Origin of the sequence: Pseudomonas sp. NPDC098747 (assembly GCF_044760045.1) — a bacterium.
Taxonomy (GTDB): Bacteria; Pseudomonadota; Gammaproteobacteria; order Pseudomonadales; family Pseudomonadaceae; genus Aquipseudomonas.
Map to the genome: position 1 here is coordinate 1 of NZ_JBIWAL010000001.1, position 19285 is coordinate 19285.

18 protein-coding genes are annotated in these 19285 nt (G+C 58.4%); 11 read left to right on the forward strand and 7 right to left on the reverse strand.

Annotation, left to right across the window (positions count from 1 at the left end; genetic code table 11):
- Positions 1-155: 155 nt before the first annotated feature.
- Together ACIQVE_RS00005 and ACIQVE_RS00010 are read right to left on the reverse strand one after the other, a co-directional pair.
- Positions 156-371 carry a helix-turn-helix transcriptional regulator gene (locus ACIQVE_RS00005; RefSeq protein ID WP_402803313.1) on the reverse strand — a complete coding sequence of 72 codons (216 nt, stop codon included), beginning with the start codon at positions 369-371 and terminating at the stop codon, positions 156-158.
- Between the two features lie 544 nt (positions 372-915).
- Positions 916-2316: an integrase gene (locus ACIQVE_RS00010; RefSeq protein ID WP_402803315.1), complete on the reverse strand. Its 1401-nt coding sequence runs from the start codon at positions 2314-2316 to the stop codon at positions 916-918.
- A 342-nt stretch (positions 2317-2658) separates the two neighbouring features.
- On the opposite strand from ACIQVE_RS00010, the gene ACIQVE_RS00015 reads away from it, so the two are divergent.
- From ACIQVE_RS00015 to ACIQVE_RS00060, 10 genes are all read left to right on the forward strand, one after another.
- Positions 2659-3120 carry an Lrp/AsnC family transcriptional regulator gene (locus ACIQVE_RS00015; protein WP_134178013.1) on the forward strand — a complete coding sequence of 154 codons (462 nt, stop codon included), beginning with the start codon at positions 2659-2661 and terminating at the stop codon, positions 3118-3120.
- A gap of 221 nt (positions 3121-3341) precedes the next feature.
- Positions 3342-5024, forward strand: a complete 1683-nt coding sequence (locus tag ACIQVE_RS00020; RefSeq protein WP_402803316.1) for a flavin monoamine oxidase family protein — start codon at positions 3342-3344, stop codon at positions 5022-5024.
- Between the two features lie 12 nt (positions 5025-5036).
- Positions 5037-5831, forward strand: a complete 795-nt coding sequence (locus tag ACIQVE_RS00025) for a carbon-nitrogen hydrolase family protein (RefSeq protein WP_402803318.1) — start codon at positions 5037-5039, stop codon at positions 5829-5831.
- A gap of 38 nt (positions 5832-5869) precedes the next feature.
- Positions 5870-8275 (forward strand): pyrroloquinoline quinone biosynthesis protein PqqF, encoded by a 2406-nt coding sequence (gene pqqF, locus ACIQVE_RS00030; protein WP_402803320.1) that lies wholly within the window; start codon positions 5870-5872, stop codon positions 8273-8275.
- A 156-nt stretch (positions 8276-8431) separates the two neighbouring features.
- The gene (gene pqqA / locus ACIQVE_RS00035; RefSeq protein WP_003422658.1) at positions 8432-8506 is read left to right on the forward strand and encodes a pyrroloquinoline quinone precursor peptide PqqA; all 75 of its coding nucleotides are present in this window, start codon (positions 8432-8434) and stop codon (positions 8504-8506) included.
- A gap of 81 nt (positions 8507-8587) precedes the next feature.
- Positions 8588-9499, forward strand: coding sequence for a pyrroloquinoline quinone biosynthesis protein PqqB (gene pqqB / locus ACIQVE_RS00040; protein WP_402803322.1), 912 nt, complete (start codon positions 8588-8590; stop codon positions 9497-9499).
- A 151-nt stretch (positions 9500-9650) separates the two neighbouring features.
- Positions 9651-10403, forward strand: a complete 753-nt coding sequence (pqqC, locus tag ACIQVE_RS00045; protein WP_402803324.1) for a pyrroloquinoline-quinone synthase PqqC — start codon at positions 9651-9653, stop codon at positions 10401-10403.
- Positions 10400-10675, forward strand: coding sequence for a pyrroloquinoline quinone biosynthesis peptide chaperone PqqD (gene pqqD / locus ACIQVE_RS00050; protein ID WP_402803326.1), 276 nt, complete (start codon positions 10400-10402; stop codon positions 10673-10675). Before pqqC ends, pqqD begins: the two co-directional genes overlap by 4 nt.
- Positions 10647-11807, forward strand: coding sequence for a pyrroloquinoline quinone biosynthesis protein PqqE (gene pqqE / locus ACIQVE_RS00055; protein ID WP_402803328.1), 1161 nt, complete (start codon positions 10647-10649; stop codon positions 11805-11807). Before pqqD ends, pqqE begins: the two co-directional genes overlap by 29 nt.
- Entirely contained in the window at positions 11773-13581 is a 1809-nt protein-coding gene (locus tag ACIQVE_RS00060) for a S9 family peptidase (protein ID WP_402803331.1), read from the forward strand. Before pqqE ends, ACIQVE_RS00060 begins: the two co-directional genes overlap by 35 nt.
- 63 nt (positions 13582-13644) lie before the next feature.
- Here ACIQVE_RS00060 and ACIQVE_RS00065 read toward each other — a convergent pair whose 3' ends face one another.
- The 4 genes from ACIQVE_RS00065 to ACIQVE_RS00080 form a co-directional block, all read right to left on the reverse strand.
- The gene (locus ACIQVE_RS00065; RefSeq protein ID WP_003228885.1) at positions 13645-13803 is read right to left on the reverse strand and encodes a YqaE/Pmp3 family membrane protein; all 159 of its coding nucleotides are present in this window, start codon (positions 13801-13803) and stop codon (positions 13645-13647) included.
- 108 nt (positions 13804-13911) lie between these two features.
- Positions 13912-14232 (reverse strand): helix-turn-helix domain-containing protein, encoded by a 321-nt coding sequence (locus ACIQVE_RS00070; RefSeq protein ID WP_402803334.1) that lies wholly within the window; start codon positions 14230-14232, stop codon positions 13912-13914.
- Positions 14225-14581 carry a type II toxin-antitoxin system RelE/ParE family toxin gene (locus ACIQVE_RS00075; protein WP_402803336.1) on the reverse strand — a complete coding sequence of 119 codons (357 nt, stop codon included), beginning with the start codon at positions 14579-14581 and terminating at the stop codon, positions 14225-14227. The genes ACIQVE_RS00070 and ACIQVE_RS00075 overlap by 8 nt, the downstream gene beginning before the upstream one ends.
- A 250-nt stretch (positions 14582-14831) precedes the next feature.
- Positions 14832-16112 (reverse strand): aspartate aminotransferase family protein, encoded by a 1281-nt coding sequence (locus ACIQVE_RS00080; RefSeq protein ID WP_402803338.1) that lies wholly within the window; start codon positions 16110-16112, stop codon positions 14832-14834.
- 169 nt (positions 16113-16281) lie between these two features.
- On the opposite strand from ACIQVE_RS00080, the gene ACIQVE_RS00085 reads away from it, so the two are divergent.
- Positions 16282-17211 (forward strand): LysR family transcriptional regulator, encoded by a 930-nt coding sequence (locus ACIQVE_RS00085; RefSeq protein ID WP_402803340.1) that lies wholly within the window; start codon positions 16282-16284, stop codon positions 17209-17211.
- 227 nt (positions 17212-17438) lie between these two features.
- Here the strand turns inward: ACIQVE_RS00085 and ACIQVE_RS00090 are convergent, their stop codons facing one another.
- Positions 17439-19217, reverse strand: a complete 1779-nt coding sequence (locus ACIQVE_RS00090; RefSeq protein WP_402803342.1) for an acyl-CoA dehydrogenase C-terminal domain-containing protein — start codon at positions 19215-19217, stop codon at positions 17439-17441.
- Positions 19218-19285: the final 68 nt, after the last annotated feature.

Below are 19285 nucleotides of genomic sequence, written 5' to 3' on the forward strand. Positions count from 1 at the left end.
TGCGGGCTGGCGCTGTGGTTGGGGCTGGCGAGCATGAGCGTGTGCAGCAAGGATTCCAGTTGCTGCAAGGATTCCTTGGCGGCGCGCACGATGTTAAGGGCATCGTCGGCAATGGCGAGGGGCGGGCGCCCGGTAGCAGAAGTGCGGCCCATGGCTTAAGCCTCCCGACGCTGCAAATAGGCTTCAACCGCAGCCACGTCCCAGCGCACGGTGCGCCCGAAACGATAGGGTTTTGGGAAGTTATCGGTGTTGGACCAGCGCCACCACGTGGCCCGGCTGATTTGGTATTGGGCGCACAACTGCGCGGCGGTGGCGTAGGGGCTAGGCACCGGGAAAACGGATTGCTCAGGGTTACGTTTTTTGATGGGCATGCGTCGATTTTCCTAAAAGGGGGAAAACCGAGGAAGACGAACTGCGCGTAATAGCAAAAAGCTGGCAACTACCCGTCGGAAAGCCGTCCCCCGATTGTAAAACCGGTTGTACTGCTTAACCGTAGGTAATACAATTCGCCCGAGTTAACCGTAAGGTTTGCTCACTGAAGCGGTCTGAAATGCTTCTTCCTCGGGGTTGTGTACTGGCCATGCCGGTAGACAGAAAGCGCTCAAACGCTTTTCCCGAATCGGCCCCGGTATCGCAAGTACCGGGGCTTTTCTTTGTCTGTCTATCGGCAGTCACTCTTCAGCGAAGCATTGCCAAGGCGACCTTGGGTTTTGCAGCCACTGTAATAATGTCCAGTAGTTCGCATAGTAGCGGTAGGTTTCAACTCTTCGCAATACGCCTCAGAACGTCGCAAGGCGTTCAAACATAGGCGCTTTTAGCCATTTGATGTCTCAACACGTCTCAACCTGTCTCAGGACGTACCGTCCGCACTGTCAAAAACTTTAATACCGTTCGTCGGATATATCAGGAGGGTGCTTAATTCGCCGTGCGTTTACGCCGTGACAGCAGCACGACGTTGTCGGTTTGCTCTTCACCACTGGCGAGGCCATCCAGATAACGGCCCCATTGCTCTAGTGCGGCCTGCTTCTCCGGCAAATAGCTATAACGATCGTAGTGTTTTGCCTGTACCCCGCTACGCCCATGAGACAGCAGCCACGCGCGCACTTCAACGCTCACGCCTTGATGCGCCAACAATGTCTCTGCCGTGACTCGTATGTTCTTCCACGTAAACGGTTGCATTTGCCCGTTCGCAGAGAGCGCGCGACCAGCATCAATAAAAATGTTAGTCAGCGTGCTGGCATTAACTGCTTTACCGGGACTAAGTGAAAACGGCCCGGGTCCAATAGGGTCGTTCAATAAAGGCGCGATGATTTGCGCGATGCGCTCTGTGATAGGGAGTAAATGCTCCCACGCTTGAGCTTTGCGCCCTTTGGCATCTAACAGACTGATCGTCGCGTCACTGACTCCCTCCCACGGTACAGCGCAAAACTGCGCCAACCGTTGGCCACCGAAATAAATCAGAGCTTTAGCTATTGCCGCATGCCGTACCGGGAGGGTATCGAGGTAACGTAACAGCATGCCCAATTCGGCAGGGGTCAATGATTCGGTATGCCCCGCCCCCACCCCTTGTATTACGGGAACATCTCGAACTGGATTAGAGCGAATTCCAAATACCTTGCCATCCTCTGCCAGACGCTCGGGAGCGAGGTGGGATTTAGCCGCATAGCTGAATGCCGCTTGTAAATAACGCCTTAGCTTGTCACAGGTTGTTCGCATTCCATTTACTGCAACCCCTGTTGCTTTGTGACCTATGCCGCGCCCTTTTGCTTTCCGCCCCAACACGCCCGCCAATATGAATTGGATGTCCTCCGCTTCAATTTCAGCGGCAGCGCGTGCCGTCAACTGGGGGTGATATTCCTTCACATGTAAATTGAAAATGTTAGCGACCTCCTTGGCGCTGACCCGACCGGCTCGCTTCAGGCTTTCTACATAGCAGTCGAGAAGGTCGCCAAACGTACCTCGTCTGGCTGCAACCTCGGCTTGCTGCTGCGCCTTGATCCTCTGCACGACTTCTCTTTCTTCTTGTTCGATAAGGTGATCTAGGTACTTGGCCAAGCCCCCCATAGCCCCCGCCTCAGAGGCAATCCGCATTGCTTCCGCTCGCGCTCCGTCTAGATTGCATTCATTGGTGCCCGGACGGGGCTTTTTGGTCAGCAAGCCGAGGGGAAATCGCTTGTCGCTGGTTGAGGTGCGCTCCCGGTAGTAAGCGGAAATGCTTCCCGACGCTTTACGCTCCAATAACAGCGTTCCCTTGCCTCTGGACCCTACCGGTTCAGACTGACGAGTCTTCACTGAGTAGGCTTCCATTTCAGTCATGCGTGTACGTTTAGCCAAGATTTCTTTCCCCGTTCGTTCCCCGTTTCACATGCAAAGTCATGGTAACGAGTGAAACGTAGAAAAACAACGAAACCCACCCACCCCTTACAAATCAATGCTTACAGCTTATTTAATGAAAATCTATGAAACCCAGTAAAACAGCTCACTTAATCACTCATAATCCTTTGGTCCACGGTTCAAGTCCGTGTGGGCCCACCAAATTTGAAAGCCGCGCAAATGCGCGGCTTTTTCTTGGGTGATTGTTTGGTGTTTTTCAGTCTTGGCGAGCCTCATCGCCTGTAACATGCGCTGATCAACGATCCGCACCCAATGGAGCTGCCCTTGCCAGACACCCGCCCGCCCGTGCTTGATGAAATCGACCGCCAGTTAATCGCCGCCCTGCAGATCAACGCACGCGAGAGCGTGGCCATGCTGGCCCGGCAATTGGGGATCGCTCGCACTACCGTGACTTCGCGATTAGCGCGACTGGAAAAAGCCAAGGTAATCACCGGGTATGGCGTGCGCCTGGGTCAGCGTGTGGTCGATGGCGGGTTGCAGGCGTATGTCGGGATCAAGGTGCAGCCGCGCTCCGGCAAGGAAGTGTTGCGGCGCTTGAGTGCGATGGCGCAGGTGCAGCAACTGTGTGCGGTAAGTGGCGAATTTGATTATGTCGCGTGGTTGCGCACGGATTCGCCGGAGCAGCTGGATCAGTTGCTGGATCAGATTGGCAGTGTGGATGGGGTTGAGAAGACCACGACGTCGATTATTTTGAGTAGCAAGATTGATCGGGGGCAGCCGGTTTAATTTTCGGCATTGATAACCTAGATGTCAGATAGGGCCTCTTCCCGAGCAAGCTCGCTCCCACAGGGAACAGAGTGAAGCTATCTCTCGTCACTTTGATCAGCTAACTGGCAAAACGACGACACTTTGCGTCTTAATAACGTGTTCTACGCTCCCTAGAATGGCTGGCATCTTTTCCTATACTCAGACGCGCATTCCGCGTCGGGTCGCCAGCAAGGTCAGCCATGAACAAGAACAATCGCCATCCTGCAGACGGTAAAAAGCCAATCACCATTTTCGGCCCGGACTTTCCTTTCGCCTTCGACGACTGGATCGAACACCCGGCCGGTCTCGGCAGCATTCCGGAGCAAAACCATGGCGCTGAAGTGGCGATTGTCGGCGCCGGCATTGCAGGTCTGGTGGCCGCTTACGAGTTGATGAAGCTGGGCCTGAAACCGGTGGTTTACGAGGCATCGAAACTTGGTGGGCGCTTGCGTTCGCAAGCCTTCAACGGCACTGACGGCATCGTCGCTGAGCTTGGCGGCATGCGTTTCCCGGTGTCTTCCACCGCGTTCTACCACTACGTCGACAAGCTCGGCCTGGAAACCAAGCCGTTTCCGAACCCGCTGACGCCAGCGTCCGGCAGTACAGTGATTGACCTGGAAGGCAAAACCCATTACGCACAAAGCTTGAAGGATCTTCCTGCGCTGTTCCAGGAAGTGGCTGACGCCTGGGCAGATGCGCTGGAAGCTGGTTCGCAATTCGCCGACATCCAGCAAGCCATTCGCGACCGCGATGTGCCACGCCTCAAAGAGCTGTGGAACACCCTTGTGCCGCTGTGGGACGACCGCACCTTCTACGACTTCGTCGCCACCTCCGAGGCCTTCGCCAAACTGTCGTTCCATCATCGCGAAGTGTTCGGCCAGGTGGGTTTCGGCACGGGTGGCTGGGACTCGGACTTCCCTAACTCGATGCTGGAAATTTTCCGCGTGGTGATGACCAACTGCGATGATCACCAGCACCTGGTGGTCGGCGGTGTCGAACAAGTGCCGCAAGGCATCTGGCGTCATGTGCCGGAACGCTGCGTCCACTGGCCAAAAGGCACCAGCCTGAAATCCCTGCACCGCGGCGCACCGCGTTCCGGCGTGAAGAAAATCGCCCACGCAGCCGATGGTCGTTTCGCTGTCACCGACAACAACGGCGACACCCGCGAGTACGCTGCCGTCCTGACCACTTGCCAGAGCTGGCTGCTGACCACCCAGATCGAATGCGACGAAACGCTATTCTCGCAGAAGATGTGGATGGCCCTCGACCGTACCCGCTACATGCAATCGTCGAAGACTTTCGTGATGGTCGACCGGCCATTCTGGAAGGATAAAGACCCGGAAACCGGTCGCGATCTGATGAGCATGACCCTCACCGATCGCCTGACCCGTGGCACCTATCTGTTCGACAACGGCGACGACAAGCCTGGCGTGATTTGCCTGTCGTACTCGTGGATGAGCGACGCGTTGAAAATGCTCCCGCACCCGGTTGAAAAACGTGTAGAGCTGGCACTGAATGCGTTGAAGAAGATCTACCCGAAAGTCGACATCGCCGCGCGCATCATCGGCGATCCGATCACCGTGTCGTGGGAAGCCGATCCACACTTTCTCGGCGCGTTCAAAGGCGCCCTGCCCGGCCATTATCGCTACAACCAGCGCATGTACGCGCACTTCATGCAGGACGACATGCCGGCCGAGCAACGCGGGATTTTCATCGCCGGCGACGACGTGTCCTGGACGCCTGCGTGGGTTGAAGGCGCGGTGCAGACTTCGCTCAACGCGGTGTGGGGGATCATCAAACATTTCGGCGGTTCTACACATAAAGCGAACCCCGGCCCGGGTGATGTGTTCAAAGACATCGGCCCTATCGCCCTGCCCGAGTAAGAGGAATCCCTGATGCGTGTAGCCCTTTACCAATGTCCGCCGTTGCCATTGGACCCCGCCGCCAACCTCCAGCGCCTGCATCAACTGGCGATGGAGGCCAAGGGCGCCGACCTGTTGGTGCTGCCGGAAATGTTCATGACCGGCTACAACATTGGCGCCGAGGCAATCAGCACATTGGCCGAGGTCTACAACGGTGAATGGGCGCAGCAGATCGGCCGGATTGCCAAAGCCGCTGGCCTGGCGATCGTCTACGGTTATCCCGAGCGCACCGCTGACGGGCAAATCTACAACGCGGTGCAGTTGATCGATTCGCACGGCGAGCGCCTGTGCAACTACCGCAAGACCCATCTGTTCGGTGATCTTGATCGCTCGATGTTCAGCGCCGGTGGTGACGAGGTTCCCGTGGTTGAACTCAACGGCTGGAAGCTTGGATTTCTGATTTGCTACGACCTGGAATTCCCGGAGAACGCCCGACGATTAGCCCTCGCTGGCGCCGAGCTGATTGTGGTGCCGACGGCGAACATGATCCCGTTCGATTTTGTTGCCGATGTCACCGTCCGCTCCCGTGCATTCGAAAACCAATGCTACGTGGCGTACGCCAACTACTGCGGCCATGAAGGCGACATCCACTATTGCGGGCAAAGCAGCATCGCCGCGCCGGACGGCGGCCGTGTTGCTCAGGCCGGCCTGGACGAAGCGTTGATCGTCGGGGAGCTGGATCGGCAGCTAATGGTCGACTCCCGCGCGGCCAATCGCTATCTCAGTGATCGTCGGCCTGAACTTTACGACGCGCTCAACAAGCGCTAATCCGCTAGCATTGGCACTTCACTGTTCTGGAAGTGCCCATGCCTGCGCTGACTCACCCCCGCCCCCACACTGAAACCCTGGCCAACGGCTTGCGCGTGACATTGCGTCATGTGCCCGGCCTGAAACGCAGTGCCGCCGCGTTACGAGTGGCTGCCGGCAGTCATGACGTGCCGCTGGCGTGGCCGGGACTGGCGCATTTTCTTGAGCATTTGCTGTTTCTCGGCACTGAGCGTTTTCCTGCAAGCGAAGGGCTGATGGCCTACGTGCAGCGTCACGGCGGGCAGGTGAATGCCAGCACGCGTGAGCGCACTACCAATTTTTTCTTTGAGTTGCCGACTCAGGCATTCGGCGCTGGGCTTGAGCGTCTGTCAGACATGCTCGCGCAGCCGCGTATGAATCTGGACGATCAGTTGCGGGAACGTGAAGTGCTGCAGGCGGAATTTGTCGCTTGGTCGCAAGATCCGACAGCTCAGCGGCAGTTTGCGTTGTACGAAGGTTTACCGGCTGATCATCCATTGCGCGGCTTTCATGCGGGGAATCGGGACACTCTCCAGGTCGAAAAGCCGGAGTTTCAAAAGGCCCTGACAGACTTCCATCAACAGTTTTATCGCAGCGGGCAAATGACCTTGAGTCTGGTTGGGCCGCAGAGTCTGGAAGAGCTCCGCACGTTGGCGGAAACGTTCGCGAAAGCTTTGCCGGTTGGGGATAACGTTGCGCAAACCGCGCCCCCGCCGTTAAAGATGAAAAGTTATCAACAGGTCGGCGAACGCCAGTGCAATCTGCTGTTTGCATTCGACACCTTGCCTGACTCATCTGCTGAAGCGTTGGCATTTCTTTGTCATTCGCTAAACAGCGCCAAGCCCGGTGGCTTGCTCGCGCGTTTGCAGCAGCAGGGTTTGGCTGACAATTTGAAAGCTGCACCGCTGTATCACTTTGCTGGCCAGGCCCTGCTGCATGTGGCGTTCAACGCCTCCTCCGAATCGCTGAACAGCATTGGCGAACAGGTGCGGGACTGGCTGAGCTTCTTTGCGCATCAGGACTGGACGCCGCTGCGTGAGGAATACGCAGCCATGCTTGCGCGTCAGCAGCAAGTCAGCGGCGCATTGCAACTGGCGCGGCTCGACAGCGAGCAATTGGAAAGTGGCCTGAGCGAAATCGGCGTCGAGGCCCTCAGCCATATCCTTGGCGAGATCGGCACTGTGGATAACTTCAGCGCCCATTGGCGACTGCCGACTGCTAATCCGTTTTTGCGCGCCAACGAACCGCTGGCCAACGCCGGACTGATCCGCGGACAGACCAGCGCTCACCGTGGTCTGCGCACGTTCGCACAGGATCGTTCGCGCGGGCGTCGCGAGCGCTCGCCGATGCAGTTCAGCCAGGCATTGCCGGACAACGGTGATGAGGGTGCGATTTATCTGCGCTGGCAGTTGCAAGCGGCAGCCACCGCAAGTCTGCAAGCACAACTGCAACGCAGCCTTCGCGACACACAAGACGACGCCCGTGAGGCCGGGGTTGAATTGTCGTTCAGCACGGCCGGCAATCAATGGCTGCTGAAGTTGACTGGCCTGCAAGAGCCGATGCCGATGGTTCTGGAGCACGCGCTGAAATGTCTGACGCACGTTGACGCCGATTCCGCAAAGGGTGAGCCGGAAACGCCGTTGATACCGATTCGCCAATTGCTCAAGGCATTGCCTGAACAATGTCTGCCGTCTGTAGAAACATCTGACAATGCTCAGCACCTGTGGACAACTTCCCGCTGGGACGGCCTGGCATTGGGTCTCGGTGCGCAAACCCAATCAGCCATGGGCCTGGCCCTGAGCCGTATCCCCGGCACACCTGACACCCAAATAGCTGCTCCGTCGGCGATCAATGGCCAACACCTGTGGCGCCAAATCGACACCGCGTCCAGCGAACACGCGTTATTGCTGTTCTGCCCAACTGCCAGTCGCGATGTCGCTGACGAAGCTGCTTGGCGCCTGCTCGCGCAGTTGTGTCAGACGCCGTTCTACCAGCGCCTGCGGGTCGAGTTGCAGTTGGGTTACGCGGTGTTCAGCACTCTGCGGCAGATGCATGGCCAGACCGGGTTGCTGTTCGGCGTGCAATCGCCGACGTCCGCAGCGGCAGCACTGCTCGGCCACATTCAGCAGTTTATCGAAGGGCTTCCCGCGCTCATCGATGAGACTGACCTCGTCCAGCAACGGCAGAATCTCGCCGATCAATTCAGCGACGAAAATCTATCGACCAAAGATGCGGCTGAATTGCTGTGGCAGGCCAAACTTGCCGGCCACTCGTCGGATTATCTGCTGCAATTGGTCGCCGCGATTGGCCAACTGGATCGCCCGGGATTGTTGACTGCGGTGCAACGTTTAACCCGTGCCGAGGGTGGCTGGATCTACATTGCCAGCGAATCGCTACCGGATGCACCGTGGCAAGCAGCAAAGTGATCATTACCGAGGCTGCAAGGAGCTTTCTCGAATATTCACGGGCAAACACGTTGAAATTTTGAGTAACATAGCCGCCTAACTATTTGGAACATCCCTGCGCTACCGTGGACTATACCTATGGACAGCGCTATCCCACCAACCTGAAGGAGACACTCTATGTCCTGGACAAAACCTGCTTACACCGACCTGCGTATCGGCTTCGAAGTCACCATGTACTTCGCCAGCCGCTGAGTTCTGCCTCGTCAGAATTGCAGTGCAACGCCTCGGCTCGCCGGGGCGTTTTATTTTCAGCGTTGAAATGATGGAGCGTTCATGTTCGTCCAGATTCTGGGTTCGGCCGCCGGTGGCGGATTTCCGCAGTGGAATTGCAATTGCGTCAACTGCGCAGGTTTTCGCGACGGCAGCCTGAATGCCAAGGCCCGCACCCAATCGTCCATCGCAATTTCCGATGACGGCGTGAACTGGGTGCTGTGCAACGCCTCGCCGGACATCCGCGCACAACTGCAAAGCTTTGCCCCGATGCAACCGGGCCGCGCGCTGCGCGACACCGGCATTAGCGCGATCATCCTGATGGACAGCCAGATCGACCACACCACCGGCCTGCTCAGCCTGCGCGAAGGCTGCCCGCATCAGGTCTGGTGCACGGACATGGTTCACGAAGACCTGAGCACAGGTTTCCCGTTGTTCAAGATGCTCACCCACTGGAACGGCGGGTTGAACTGGAACCGCATCGAACTCGACCAGAGCTTCACCGTGGCGGCGTGCCCGAACCTGCGCTTCACGCCGCTGCCATTGCGCAGCGCAGCGCCGCCCTACTCGCCGCATCGCTTCGATCCTCACCCGGGCGACAACATCGGCTTGATCGTTGAGGACCTGAAGACCGGCGGCAAACTGTTCTACGCGCCTGGGCTGGGCAAGGTCGACGCGCCGCTGCTAGAGATCATGGCCGACAGCGATTGCCTGCTGGTCGACGGCACCATGTGGGACGACGATGAAATGCAGCGCCGTGGCGTCGGCACTCGCACCGGTCGCGAGATGGGCCACCTCGCGCAGAACGGCCCCGGCGGCATGCTCGAAGTGCTGGAACAATTGCCCGAGCAGCGCAAAGTGCTTATCCACATTAACAACACCAACCCGATTCTCGATGAGGACTCGCCGGAGCGCGCAGAACTGGCGCGGCGTAATGTTGAAGTGGCGTATGACGGCATGAGTATTGTGCTGTAGCTGATGGCCCTATCGCTGGCAAGTCGAAACGTCGCACCGCAGCTCCCACACTGGATCTGTGGCGTACACAAAACCTGTGGGAGCTGGCTTGCCAGCGATGACGTCCGACCAGACACCCAAGATTCCAACGGTTGTTCCCCGGAGAACCGCAATGACCGACCAACCGCTATCCCCCGCCGAATTCGAAGCAGCCCTGCGCGCCAAGGGCGCCTATTACCACATCTACCATCCGTACCATGTGGCGATGTACGAAGGCCGCGCCACCCGCGAGCAGATTCAGGGCTGGGTCGCCAACCGCTTCTACTATCAGGTGAACATCCCCCTGAAAGACGCGGCGATCCTCGCCAATTGCCCGGATCGCGAAATCCGCCGCGAGTGGATTCAACGCCTGCTCGACCACGACGGTGCTCCCGGTGAAGATGGCGGTATCGAAGCGTGGCTGCGACTCGGCCAGGCTGTCGGCCTCGACCCGGATCAATTGCGCTCGCAGGAACTGGTGTTGCCCGGCGTGCGTTTCGCCGTCGATGCCTACGTCAACTTCGCTCGCCGCGCCAGTTGGCAGGAAGCCGCCAGCAGTTCGTTGACCGAACTGTTCGCGCCGCAGATCCATCAGTCGCGTCTGGACAGTTGGCCGCAGCACTACCCGTGGATCGACCCGACCGGTTACGAATACTTCCGCACCCGCCTCGGCCAGGCAAGGCGCGATGTCGAGCACGGCTTGGCGATCACGCTGGAACACTACAAGACGCGCGAAGGCCAGGAGCGCATGCTGGAAATTCTCCAGTTCAAACTGGACATTCTTTGGAGCATGCTCGATGCCATGACCATGGCCTACGAACTGAACCGCCCGCCGTATCACAGCGTGACCGAGCAACGCGTCTGGCATAAAGGAATCACCTTATGAGTTTCGACCGCAGCAAGACCCCGACCTGGCGTCCCGGCTATCGCTTCCAGTACGAACCAGCGCAAAAAGGCCACGTGCTGCTGTACCCCGAAGGCATGATCAAACTCAACGAGACTGCCGCGCTGATCGGTGGTTTGATTGACGGTGAACGGGATGTCACGGCGATCATCGCTGAGCTCGACCGGCAGTTCCCCGGCGTTCCCGAGCTCGGTGACGACATCGAGCAATTCATGGAGGTTGCCCGTGCGCAACACTGGATCACCCTTGGTTGATCTGCCGGCAAAACCTGAAATCGGCCTGCCGCTGTGGCTGCTCGCCGAGTTGACCTATCGCTGCCCGCTACAATGCCCGTACTGCTCCAATCCACTGGATTTCGCCGAGCAGGGCAAAGAGCTGAGCACTGAACAGTGGATCAAGGTGTTTCGCGAAGCACGGGAGATGGGCGCGGCGCAGTTGGGCTTTTCAGGTGGTGAGCCGCTGGTGCGTCAGGACCTCGCCGAGCTGATTCATGAAGCGCGTCAGTTGGGTTTCTACACCAACCTGATCACCTCCGGCATCGGTTTGACCGAGCAGAAAATCAGCGACTTCAAGAAGGCCGGCCTTGATCACATCCAGATCAGTTTCCAGGCCAGCGACGAGCAAGTGAACAATCTGCTCGCCGGCTCGAAAAAAGCCTTCGCGCAGAAGCTCGAGATGGCCCGTGCGGTGAAGGCCCACGGCTATCCGATGGTGCTGAACTTTGTCACCCATCGGCACAACATCGACAAGATCGACCGCATCATCGAGCTGTGCATTGCGCTGGAAGCCGACTTCGTCGAGCTCGCCACTTGCCAGTTCTACGGTTGGGCGCAGCTCAATCGTGTCGGCCTGTTGCCGACCAAAGAGCAACTGGTTCGCGCCGAACGCATCACCAATGAATACCGCGCCAAACTGGAAGCCGAAGGGCATCCGTGCAAGCTGATTTTCGTTACCCCGGACTACTATGAAGAACGCCCGAAAGCCTGCATGAACGGCTGGGGCAGTATTTTTCTGACAGTCACACCGGACGGCACCGCCCTGCCCTGTCATGGCGCCCGACAGCTGCCGGTACAATTTCCCAATGTGCGCGATCACAGCATGCAGAACATCTGGTACGACTCGTTCGGCTTCAACCGCTTTCGCGGTTACGACTGGATGCCCGAGCCGTGCCGCTCCTGTGACGAGAAGGAAAAGGACTTCGGCGGCTGCCGCTGCCAGGCATTCATGCTCACCGGTGATGCGAGCAACGCCGACCCGGTGTGCAGCAAATCCGAACATCACGGTGTGATCCTTGCGGCCCGCGAAGAAGCCGAGCACGCCACCCAAACCATCGAACAACTGGCCTTCCGCAATGAACGAAACTCGCGCCTCATCGCCAAAGGCTGAACCTTTCAGTGCAGCTCAAGCCGTCGCTGCCGGAATGGATTTCGCCGAGCTGCAGCTTGGTACCAACGGTTTGTTCTGGAACGAATATCGCCCCGAAGATGCGGCGTGCCGAATCTGGCACTGGCGCGACGGCGTGGCGAAATGTCTGACACCCACGGGTTTCAGCGTGCGCAGTCGCGTGTATGAATATGGCGGTGGCGCGTTTTGTCTGACGCCTGACGGGTTGGTTTTCGTTAATGAGACGGATCAGCAGCTTTACCGACAGACACTGGATGGCTCGCCTGAGGCGCTGACATCAGGCGAGTGCCGCTATGGCGATGTGAATTTTGCCGACGGCCAGATTCTGGCGGTCGAGGAAAATGGCGATCAGCATCGACTGGTCGCAATTGATCTGGCCGACGGTACGCGCCGTCTGCTGGCCGAGGGTGCGGACTTTTATGCCGCGCCGGTCATCAGCCCGGATGGCACAAGACTGGCGTGGATCGAGTGGAGCCGTCCGCATCAACCATGGACGTCGACCCGATTGATGGTGGCCGAGCGTTCCGGGCAAAGTTTTTCAGCGCCCCGCTGCGTGGCGGGTGACGCAATTGAAGAGTCGATTCAACAGCCGCGTTTCGATGCGCAAGGGCTACTTTACTGTCTGACCGACCGTGCTGGCTATTGGCAGCCTTACGTCGAATCAGCGGATGGATTCCAGCCGTTGCCCAGCGCAGCAGCGGATCACGCGCCAGCGCCGTGGCAAATGGGCGGCTGCACTTGGCTGCCACTGGCTGACGGTTATCTGGCCAGTTGGAGTGAAGGTGGTTTCGGTCGCCTCGCGCTGAACAACGAAGACTTCACCGGCGTTTACAGCCGCTTCCGGCATCTGGCCCTGGATGAGCGCTTCATCTACTGCATTGCTGCCTCGCCGATCAGCCCTTCGGCGGTGATCGCCATTGATCGCGCATCCCACGAAGTAACAGTGCTCGCCGGCGGCATGGCCCCGCTGCCCGCCGAACGCATCAGCCGCCCGCAAACCCTGCGCTACCCAAGCGGTTCGGACGAGGCTCACGGGTTCTTCTATCCGGCGATGAGTGGTGAAACGAAGTCGCCGCTGGTGGTGTTCATCCACGGAGGCCCGACCTCCGCGTGCTACCCGATGCTCGACCCGCGCATCCAGTACTGGACGCAACGGGGCTTCGCCGTCGCCGACCTCAACTATCGCGGAAGCAGCGGTTATGGTCGGGAATATCGGCAGGCTTTGCATCTGAGCTGGGGTGACGTCGATGTCGAGGACGCCTGCGCCGTGGTCGAATATCTCGCCAAACAAGGCCTGATCGACGGCGATCGCGCATTCATTCGTGGCGGCAGCGCTGGCGGCTACACGACGCTGTGCGCTCTGGCCTTCCATCAAGTGTTCCGCGCCGGCGCAAGCTTGTACGGGGTCAGCGATCCGGTCGCCCTTGCCCGTGCGACGCACAAGTTCGAGGGTGATTATCTGGACTGGCTGATCGGCGATCCCGAACAAGACGCCGAACGCTACGCCGCGCGCACGCCTCTGCTGCACGCGAGCAATATCCGTGTGCCGGTGATTTTCTTTCAGGGTGAACTGGACGCCGTCGTCGTCCCGCAACAAACCCGCGACATGGTCACGGCGTTGGAGCAAAACGGCATTCCAGTCGAGGCGCACTACTATGCGGACGAACGCCACGGCTTTCGTCGGGCGGTGAATCAGGCGCATGCACTGGAGCGGGAGTGGACGTTTTATCGGCGGGTGATGGGATTGGCGGACTGACCGCCAATCCCATCTGAATAGCGGTGCTTGCCCGCGATAGCTATCTATCTGGCGCTACTGGACTCAACGCTTGGCGATGATATACACCGCATGCACGATCCCAGGAATGTACCCGCACAACGTCAGCAGAATGTTCAACCAGAACGCGCCGCCAAATCCGACCTGCAGAAACACACCCAGTGGCGGCAACAGAATGGCGATGATGATACGAATGAAATCCATGGGTCAGCTCCTGATTGGGGGTTGGCTCACTTGAGCCATACACGCTAATGACCTGTGCCGTTCGTCAGGGTTCAGTGCCAATTGCAGCATTAATAGCTCACTGCCAGCTCAGGCGAGAATCTGCAGCCCGTGCTTTTGCACAATGCTCAGCAACTTCAACGCCATCCCGCTTGGGTGCTTGTCTCCAGACTCCCACTGCTTGACTGTCGAGGCACTGGTATTCAAATAGCGCGCAAACACTGGTTGGCTGACATTATTACGCTCTCGCAACGCCTTGATCTGATCCGCCTGAATCGCATCCGGAACCGTTGCCAGACATGAATCATCGAACTCTCGCATCGTCGCCTTGCTGATTGCACCTACGGTAAGCAGGGCGCTGGCCGACTGATGTATGGATTCAAACACTTCACTTTTGAATTTTTTACTCATGAAATACCTCCACAAACTCCTTCATAGCCAGTAATCCCTGGATTTGTACGTCGGTAAGCTGCGCGTAGACCTTCGCCAACTTGCGTAGATCCTTCAACTCCGCAGGGCTGATATTGCTTCGTTCCTGCTTGGCAAACAGCACTTGATAGATCCAATAGCGCCCACCTTTTGCCAAAACAATCGAACGGTGACGGTTGGAATTGAGGCGTTTTTTCCATACGCCACCGCCAAGATCGACTGCTTGACCATCGAGCATCTGGACAAACGCTTCCTGAAGCTCCTTATCAGATATCCATGCTCTGCCGGCCTGTATCGCAAAACCCCTGGTCTTGAACAACCTGAACGACATCGGTATCCCTTCCAAAAACATACCACCTAGTGGTATAGATTACAAAGCCCGGCCTCTACGACATCGGTTCGCTGGCACCCGCATTCCCTGCAGGCACCTTTCTAAAAAAGCATTGGCGCGACAATCTCTCAAGCGCTAAATCGATATGGCAAAACCCGGCCACAAAAAAACGCCCCACACCAAAAGAATCAGGCGTGGGGCGTGCGTTATACCGCGAGACGGTTCTTGAATTCGGGTGGGAAACTTCGGCTCAGACAGCAATCCCTTTGCGGCATTGCAACTGAGCGGTGCGCACTCGGGAGAAGGCCCGGGCCAGGCGCAGGAGCATTTCGTCGATGTTGGCCTTGCTGACGGTGAGTGCCGGGGTGAAGCGCAGGCAGTTGGCTTGTGGGGCGTTGAGTATCAGGCCTTCATGCAGCGCTGCTTTGACTACCGCATCTGCTGAATCATCCGACAGGGTCAAACCCCAGAACAGGCCTTGCCCGCGCAAATCGCCGTGTTCATAACGATGCGCCAGCCGTGCGAGGCCTTCTCGAAGATGCTGACCGTTGTCCCTGACCTGTTGCAGGAAGGCGCGATCCTGAACGCTGTCGAGCACCACCAGCCCCGACGCAATCATGAGTGCATTGCCATGATGCGTGCCGCCCAGCTCGCCCGCGGCGAAACAGCACGCTTTGCCGCGCGCCAGCAGGGCCGCCAATGGCACTCCACCGCCCAGACCTTTGCCTAGCACGACGATATCGGCCCGTACGCCGTAGGACTGTTCGGCAAGCAAGGTGCCGCAGCGGCCGATACCGGTTTGCACTTCGTCGAGGATCAGCAGAATCCCCAGTTCGCGACACAGGCGCTCGACACCTTTGAGGTAGCGATCAGTTGCCGGTATCACCCCGGCATCGCTCTGGATCGGTTCAAGCATGATCGCTACGGTCTGCGCATCGACTGCGTCGTGCAGCGCTGGCAAATCGTTGAATGGCACCAGATCGAAACCCGGCAGCAGCGGTGCAAAGCGATTGTGCAGGTTGCAACTGTCTGACGCCGAGATCGTCGCCAGACTACGACCGTGACAACCCTGTCTCGCCACAATGATCCGCGAGGCGCCGCCGCGATGCAGTTGTCCCCACTTGCGCGCCAGTTTGATCGCTGCTTCACAGGCTTCGCTGCCACTGTTGAGCAGGTACGCCTGATCGCTGGAAGTACTGGCGCACAGGCGTTCGGCGAGGCTGAGCATGCCGCGATTGTGCAGATTGAAACCGGGATTGATCAACGCCTGAGCCTGACTGGCGATGGCTTTGACTAACGCTGAGGGACTGTGGCCAAGGCTGTTGGCGCCGCCGGCCTGGGAGAAGTCGAGGTAGGCGCGATCGTTGCTGTCCCACAGCCACGAACCCTGACCTCGGACGAACACCTGCTGCGGCCGTTCAACGCTCGGCATCAGACGATCGGTATTCAGGCTGTCAACATCTGACAGTTCGGCGTCAAAGGCCAAGTCATCCAGACTCGGCGCCTGGCGCCGCAAATTGAACAGATTCATTGGAAAAAACCTCGCTTGAGGTTTTTTGAACTGCCTATGCAAACACTGTCGCAGCAAAAGCTATTCATCGCGCTCTCTGGCCCTGTAAGCCTTGTGATTGCGGTTAGATTAGGCGCACTGACGGCCTCGGGCCATTTCGATTTACCAGCATTTTCGATAAGCATTACTTATGGATTTCAAACAACTGCGTTATTTCGTCGCGGTCTACGAGGAAGGCCATGTCGGGCGCGCTGCCGAGCGACTGTCGATCTCACAGCCCGCACTTTCACAACAGATTCGGCACCTTGAGCAAAATCTCGACGTGACCCTGTTTGAACGCAGCAGCAAACGCCTGCTGCCGACCCTCGCCGCCCACACTTTGTACAACCACGCGCTGCCACTGCTCGATGGACTGCAACGGGCGCGCGAAGCGTTAGGCAACTTCAAGGGCCAGGCTTTGCGCACCTTGGCGATTGGCGTGCTGCAAACCGTCCACACCAGTCTCGTGCCGCAAATGCTTGAGCGGGTGCGCAAAGCGCAACCGCATCTGGTGGTGCAGATTTATGAATTGACGGGGCTGGAGATTGAACGGCGTTTGCTCAACGGCTCTCTGGACATCGGCATCAGCTATTTGCCGCCACGTCAGCCAGGGCTGCACGGCGTGATGCTGTACGAAGATGAACTGACGCTGGTCATCCCGGCGGACCATCCGTTGCGTGAATTCAAGAAGGTTTCGATTCGCCAGGCGGCCGAATTGCCGATGCTGCTACTGGGCGAAGAGTTTCAGATCCGCCAGATCTGGCAGGCGCAACTGGCCAGCCTTGGCCGTCGTCCGCAAGTGCAGGCCGAGCTGAACAATATGCTGGGGATTCTCGACAGTCTGCCGCACACCAAACTGGCGACGGTGCTGCCCGGTCACTCGCAAAAAGAGTACGACGAAGAGGATTTGCTGTGGAAACCGCTGAGCGAGCCACGGGTGCCGTTGAAAGTCGGGCTGGTGTGTCGCGATGTGCAACGTCAGCAAGCTTCGCTGGCGCTGCTGCGGACACTGCTGGAAGAGGTCATGGCACGCGATGAAAAACCACTCAAAAACCCGCCACCACTGGATTCCCTGACCTGAAAGCTTTTCTTCAGGCAAAAGAAAACCCCGCCGAAGCGGGGCTTTGCAGACTGTTTCCCTGACATCCATTTCACTCCGCCACCCTGGCAGAATCCTACGTGTCCGTGTTGTTGCTTTGCGCTTCCTGCGCGACGTCCATGAAATGTAGATTAGCCGTGGATCCAATCTACGCATATGGGAGAACAGCAGCACGTCATGTAAGCGATTGCTTACATGACCGTATCAGATCAGAACTGCGCTGCATCCAGCAGGAACAGAGACTCGCTACCAGCCTTCACCGACGCGCTCAACGAGTGAATGCGCGGCAGCAGACGGGCGAAGTAGAAGCGTGCTGTGCCAAGTTTGCTGGCATAGAAATCTTCCTGCGCCTCTTTGCCCAACGCGGCTTTGGCCATCAGTGCCCACATGTAGGCGTAGGCCATGTAACCAAACGCTTGCAAATATTCGACCGAAGCCGCGCCGATTTCGTGTGGATTGTTTTTCGCCCGGTCCAGCACCCACGAAGTCAGCTCGTCGAGGGTTGCGACGGCGTCGTTCAGCGGCTTGGTGAATTCGCCAAGATCAGCACTGGCGGTAGCGGTGAAGTGGCGGATTTCGTCAGCAAACAGTTGATAGAACGCACCGCCGCTGCCGACGATCTTGCGACCAACCAGGTCAAGCGCCTGAATGCCGTTGGTGCCTTCGTAGATCTGGGTGATGCGCACGTCCCGCACCAGTTGCTCCTGGCCCCACTCGCGGATGTAGCCGTGGCCGCCGAAAATCTGCTGGCCGTGCACGGTGGTTTCCAGACCCAGATCAGTCAGGAACGCCTTGGCAACCGGCGTCAGCAACGCCACCAAGTCTTCCGCACGCTTACGCGTCGTCGCGTCTTCGCTGAACTTGGCGGTGTCGAGTTGCATCGCCACGTAAGTGGAGAATGCGCGGCCACCTTCGTTAGAGGCTTTCATGGTCAGCAGCATGCGACGCACGTCCGGGTGGACGATGATCGGGTCAGCGACTTTGTCTTTGTTCTGCGCGCCAGTCGGCGAACGGCTTTGCAGACGGTCGCGGGCGTATTCGACGGCGTTCTGGTAGGAGCGCTCGCCAGTGGCAAGGCCCTGGATGCCGACGCCCAGACGCTCGTAGTTCATCATGGTGAACATCGCCGCCAGACCTTTGTTCGGCTCGCCGACCAGATAACCCACGGCTTCGTCGAAGTTCATCACGCAGGTCGCGGACGCCTGGATGCCCATCTTGTGCTCGATCGAACCACAGTTGGCCGGGTTACGCGCGCCCAGGCTGCCATCGGCGTTGACCATGAACTTCGGTACGAGAAACAGCGAGATGCCTTTCGGACCCGCCGGTGCGTCCGGCAGTTTGGCCAGCACCAGGTGAATGATGTTCTCGGTGAGGTCGTGTTCACCACCGGTGATGAAGATCTTGGTGCCGCTGACCTTGTAGGAACCGTCGGCCTGAGGTTCGGCTTTGGTGCGGATGATGCCCAGGTCGGTGCCGGCGTGCGGCTCGGTCAGGCACATGGAACCTGCCCAGACGCCGGCGTACATGTTCGGCAGGTAGGCGGCTTTCAGCTCTTCGCTGGCGTGGGCGTTGATCGACAGGCACGCGCCGGCAGTCAGCATCGGGTACAGACCGAAGGACAGGCTCGCGGAGTTGACCATTTCCTCGACCTGCGCCGACACGGCTTTGGGCATGCCCATGCCGCCGTATTGCGGATCGCCGCCAACGCCAACCCAACCGCCCTCGGCGTAAGTCTGATAAGCCTGTGGGAAACCGGCCGGCGTGGTGACGGCACCGTCCGCCCAGTGGCAACCTTCTTCGTCAGCGGCACGGCTCAACGGTGCAATGCTTTTGCTGGTGACCTTGCCGGCCTCTTCGAGAATGGCTTCGACCGTTTCAGCGTCGACAGTTTCCGCCAATGCCGGCAGTTCGGCCCAGAGTTTGGCGACCTCGAACACTTCATTGAGGACGAAGCGCATATCGCGCAGCGGCGCTTTGTAGTCAGCCATGGCAAACCTCGCAAGATCTAAACAGGTGATTCGTGGGAATGTATTTTCGTTGAGCCGGAGTGTACCCC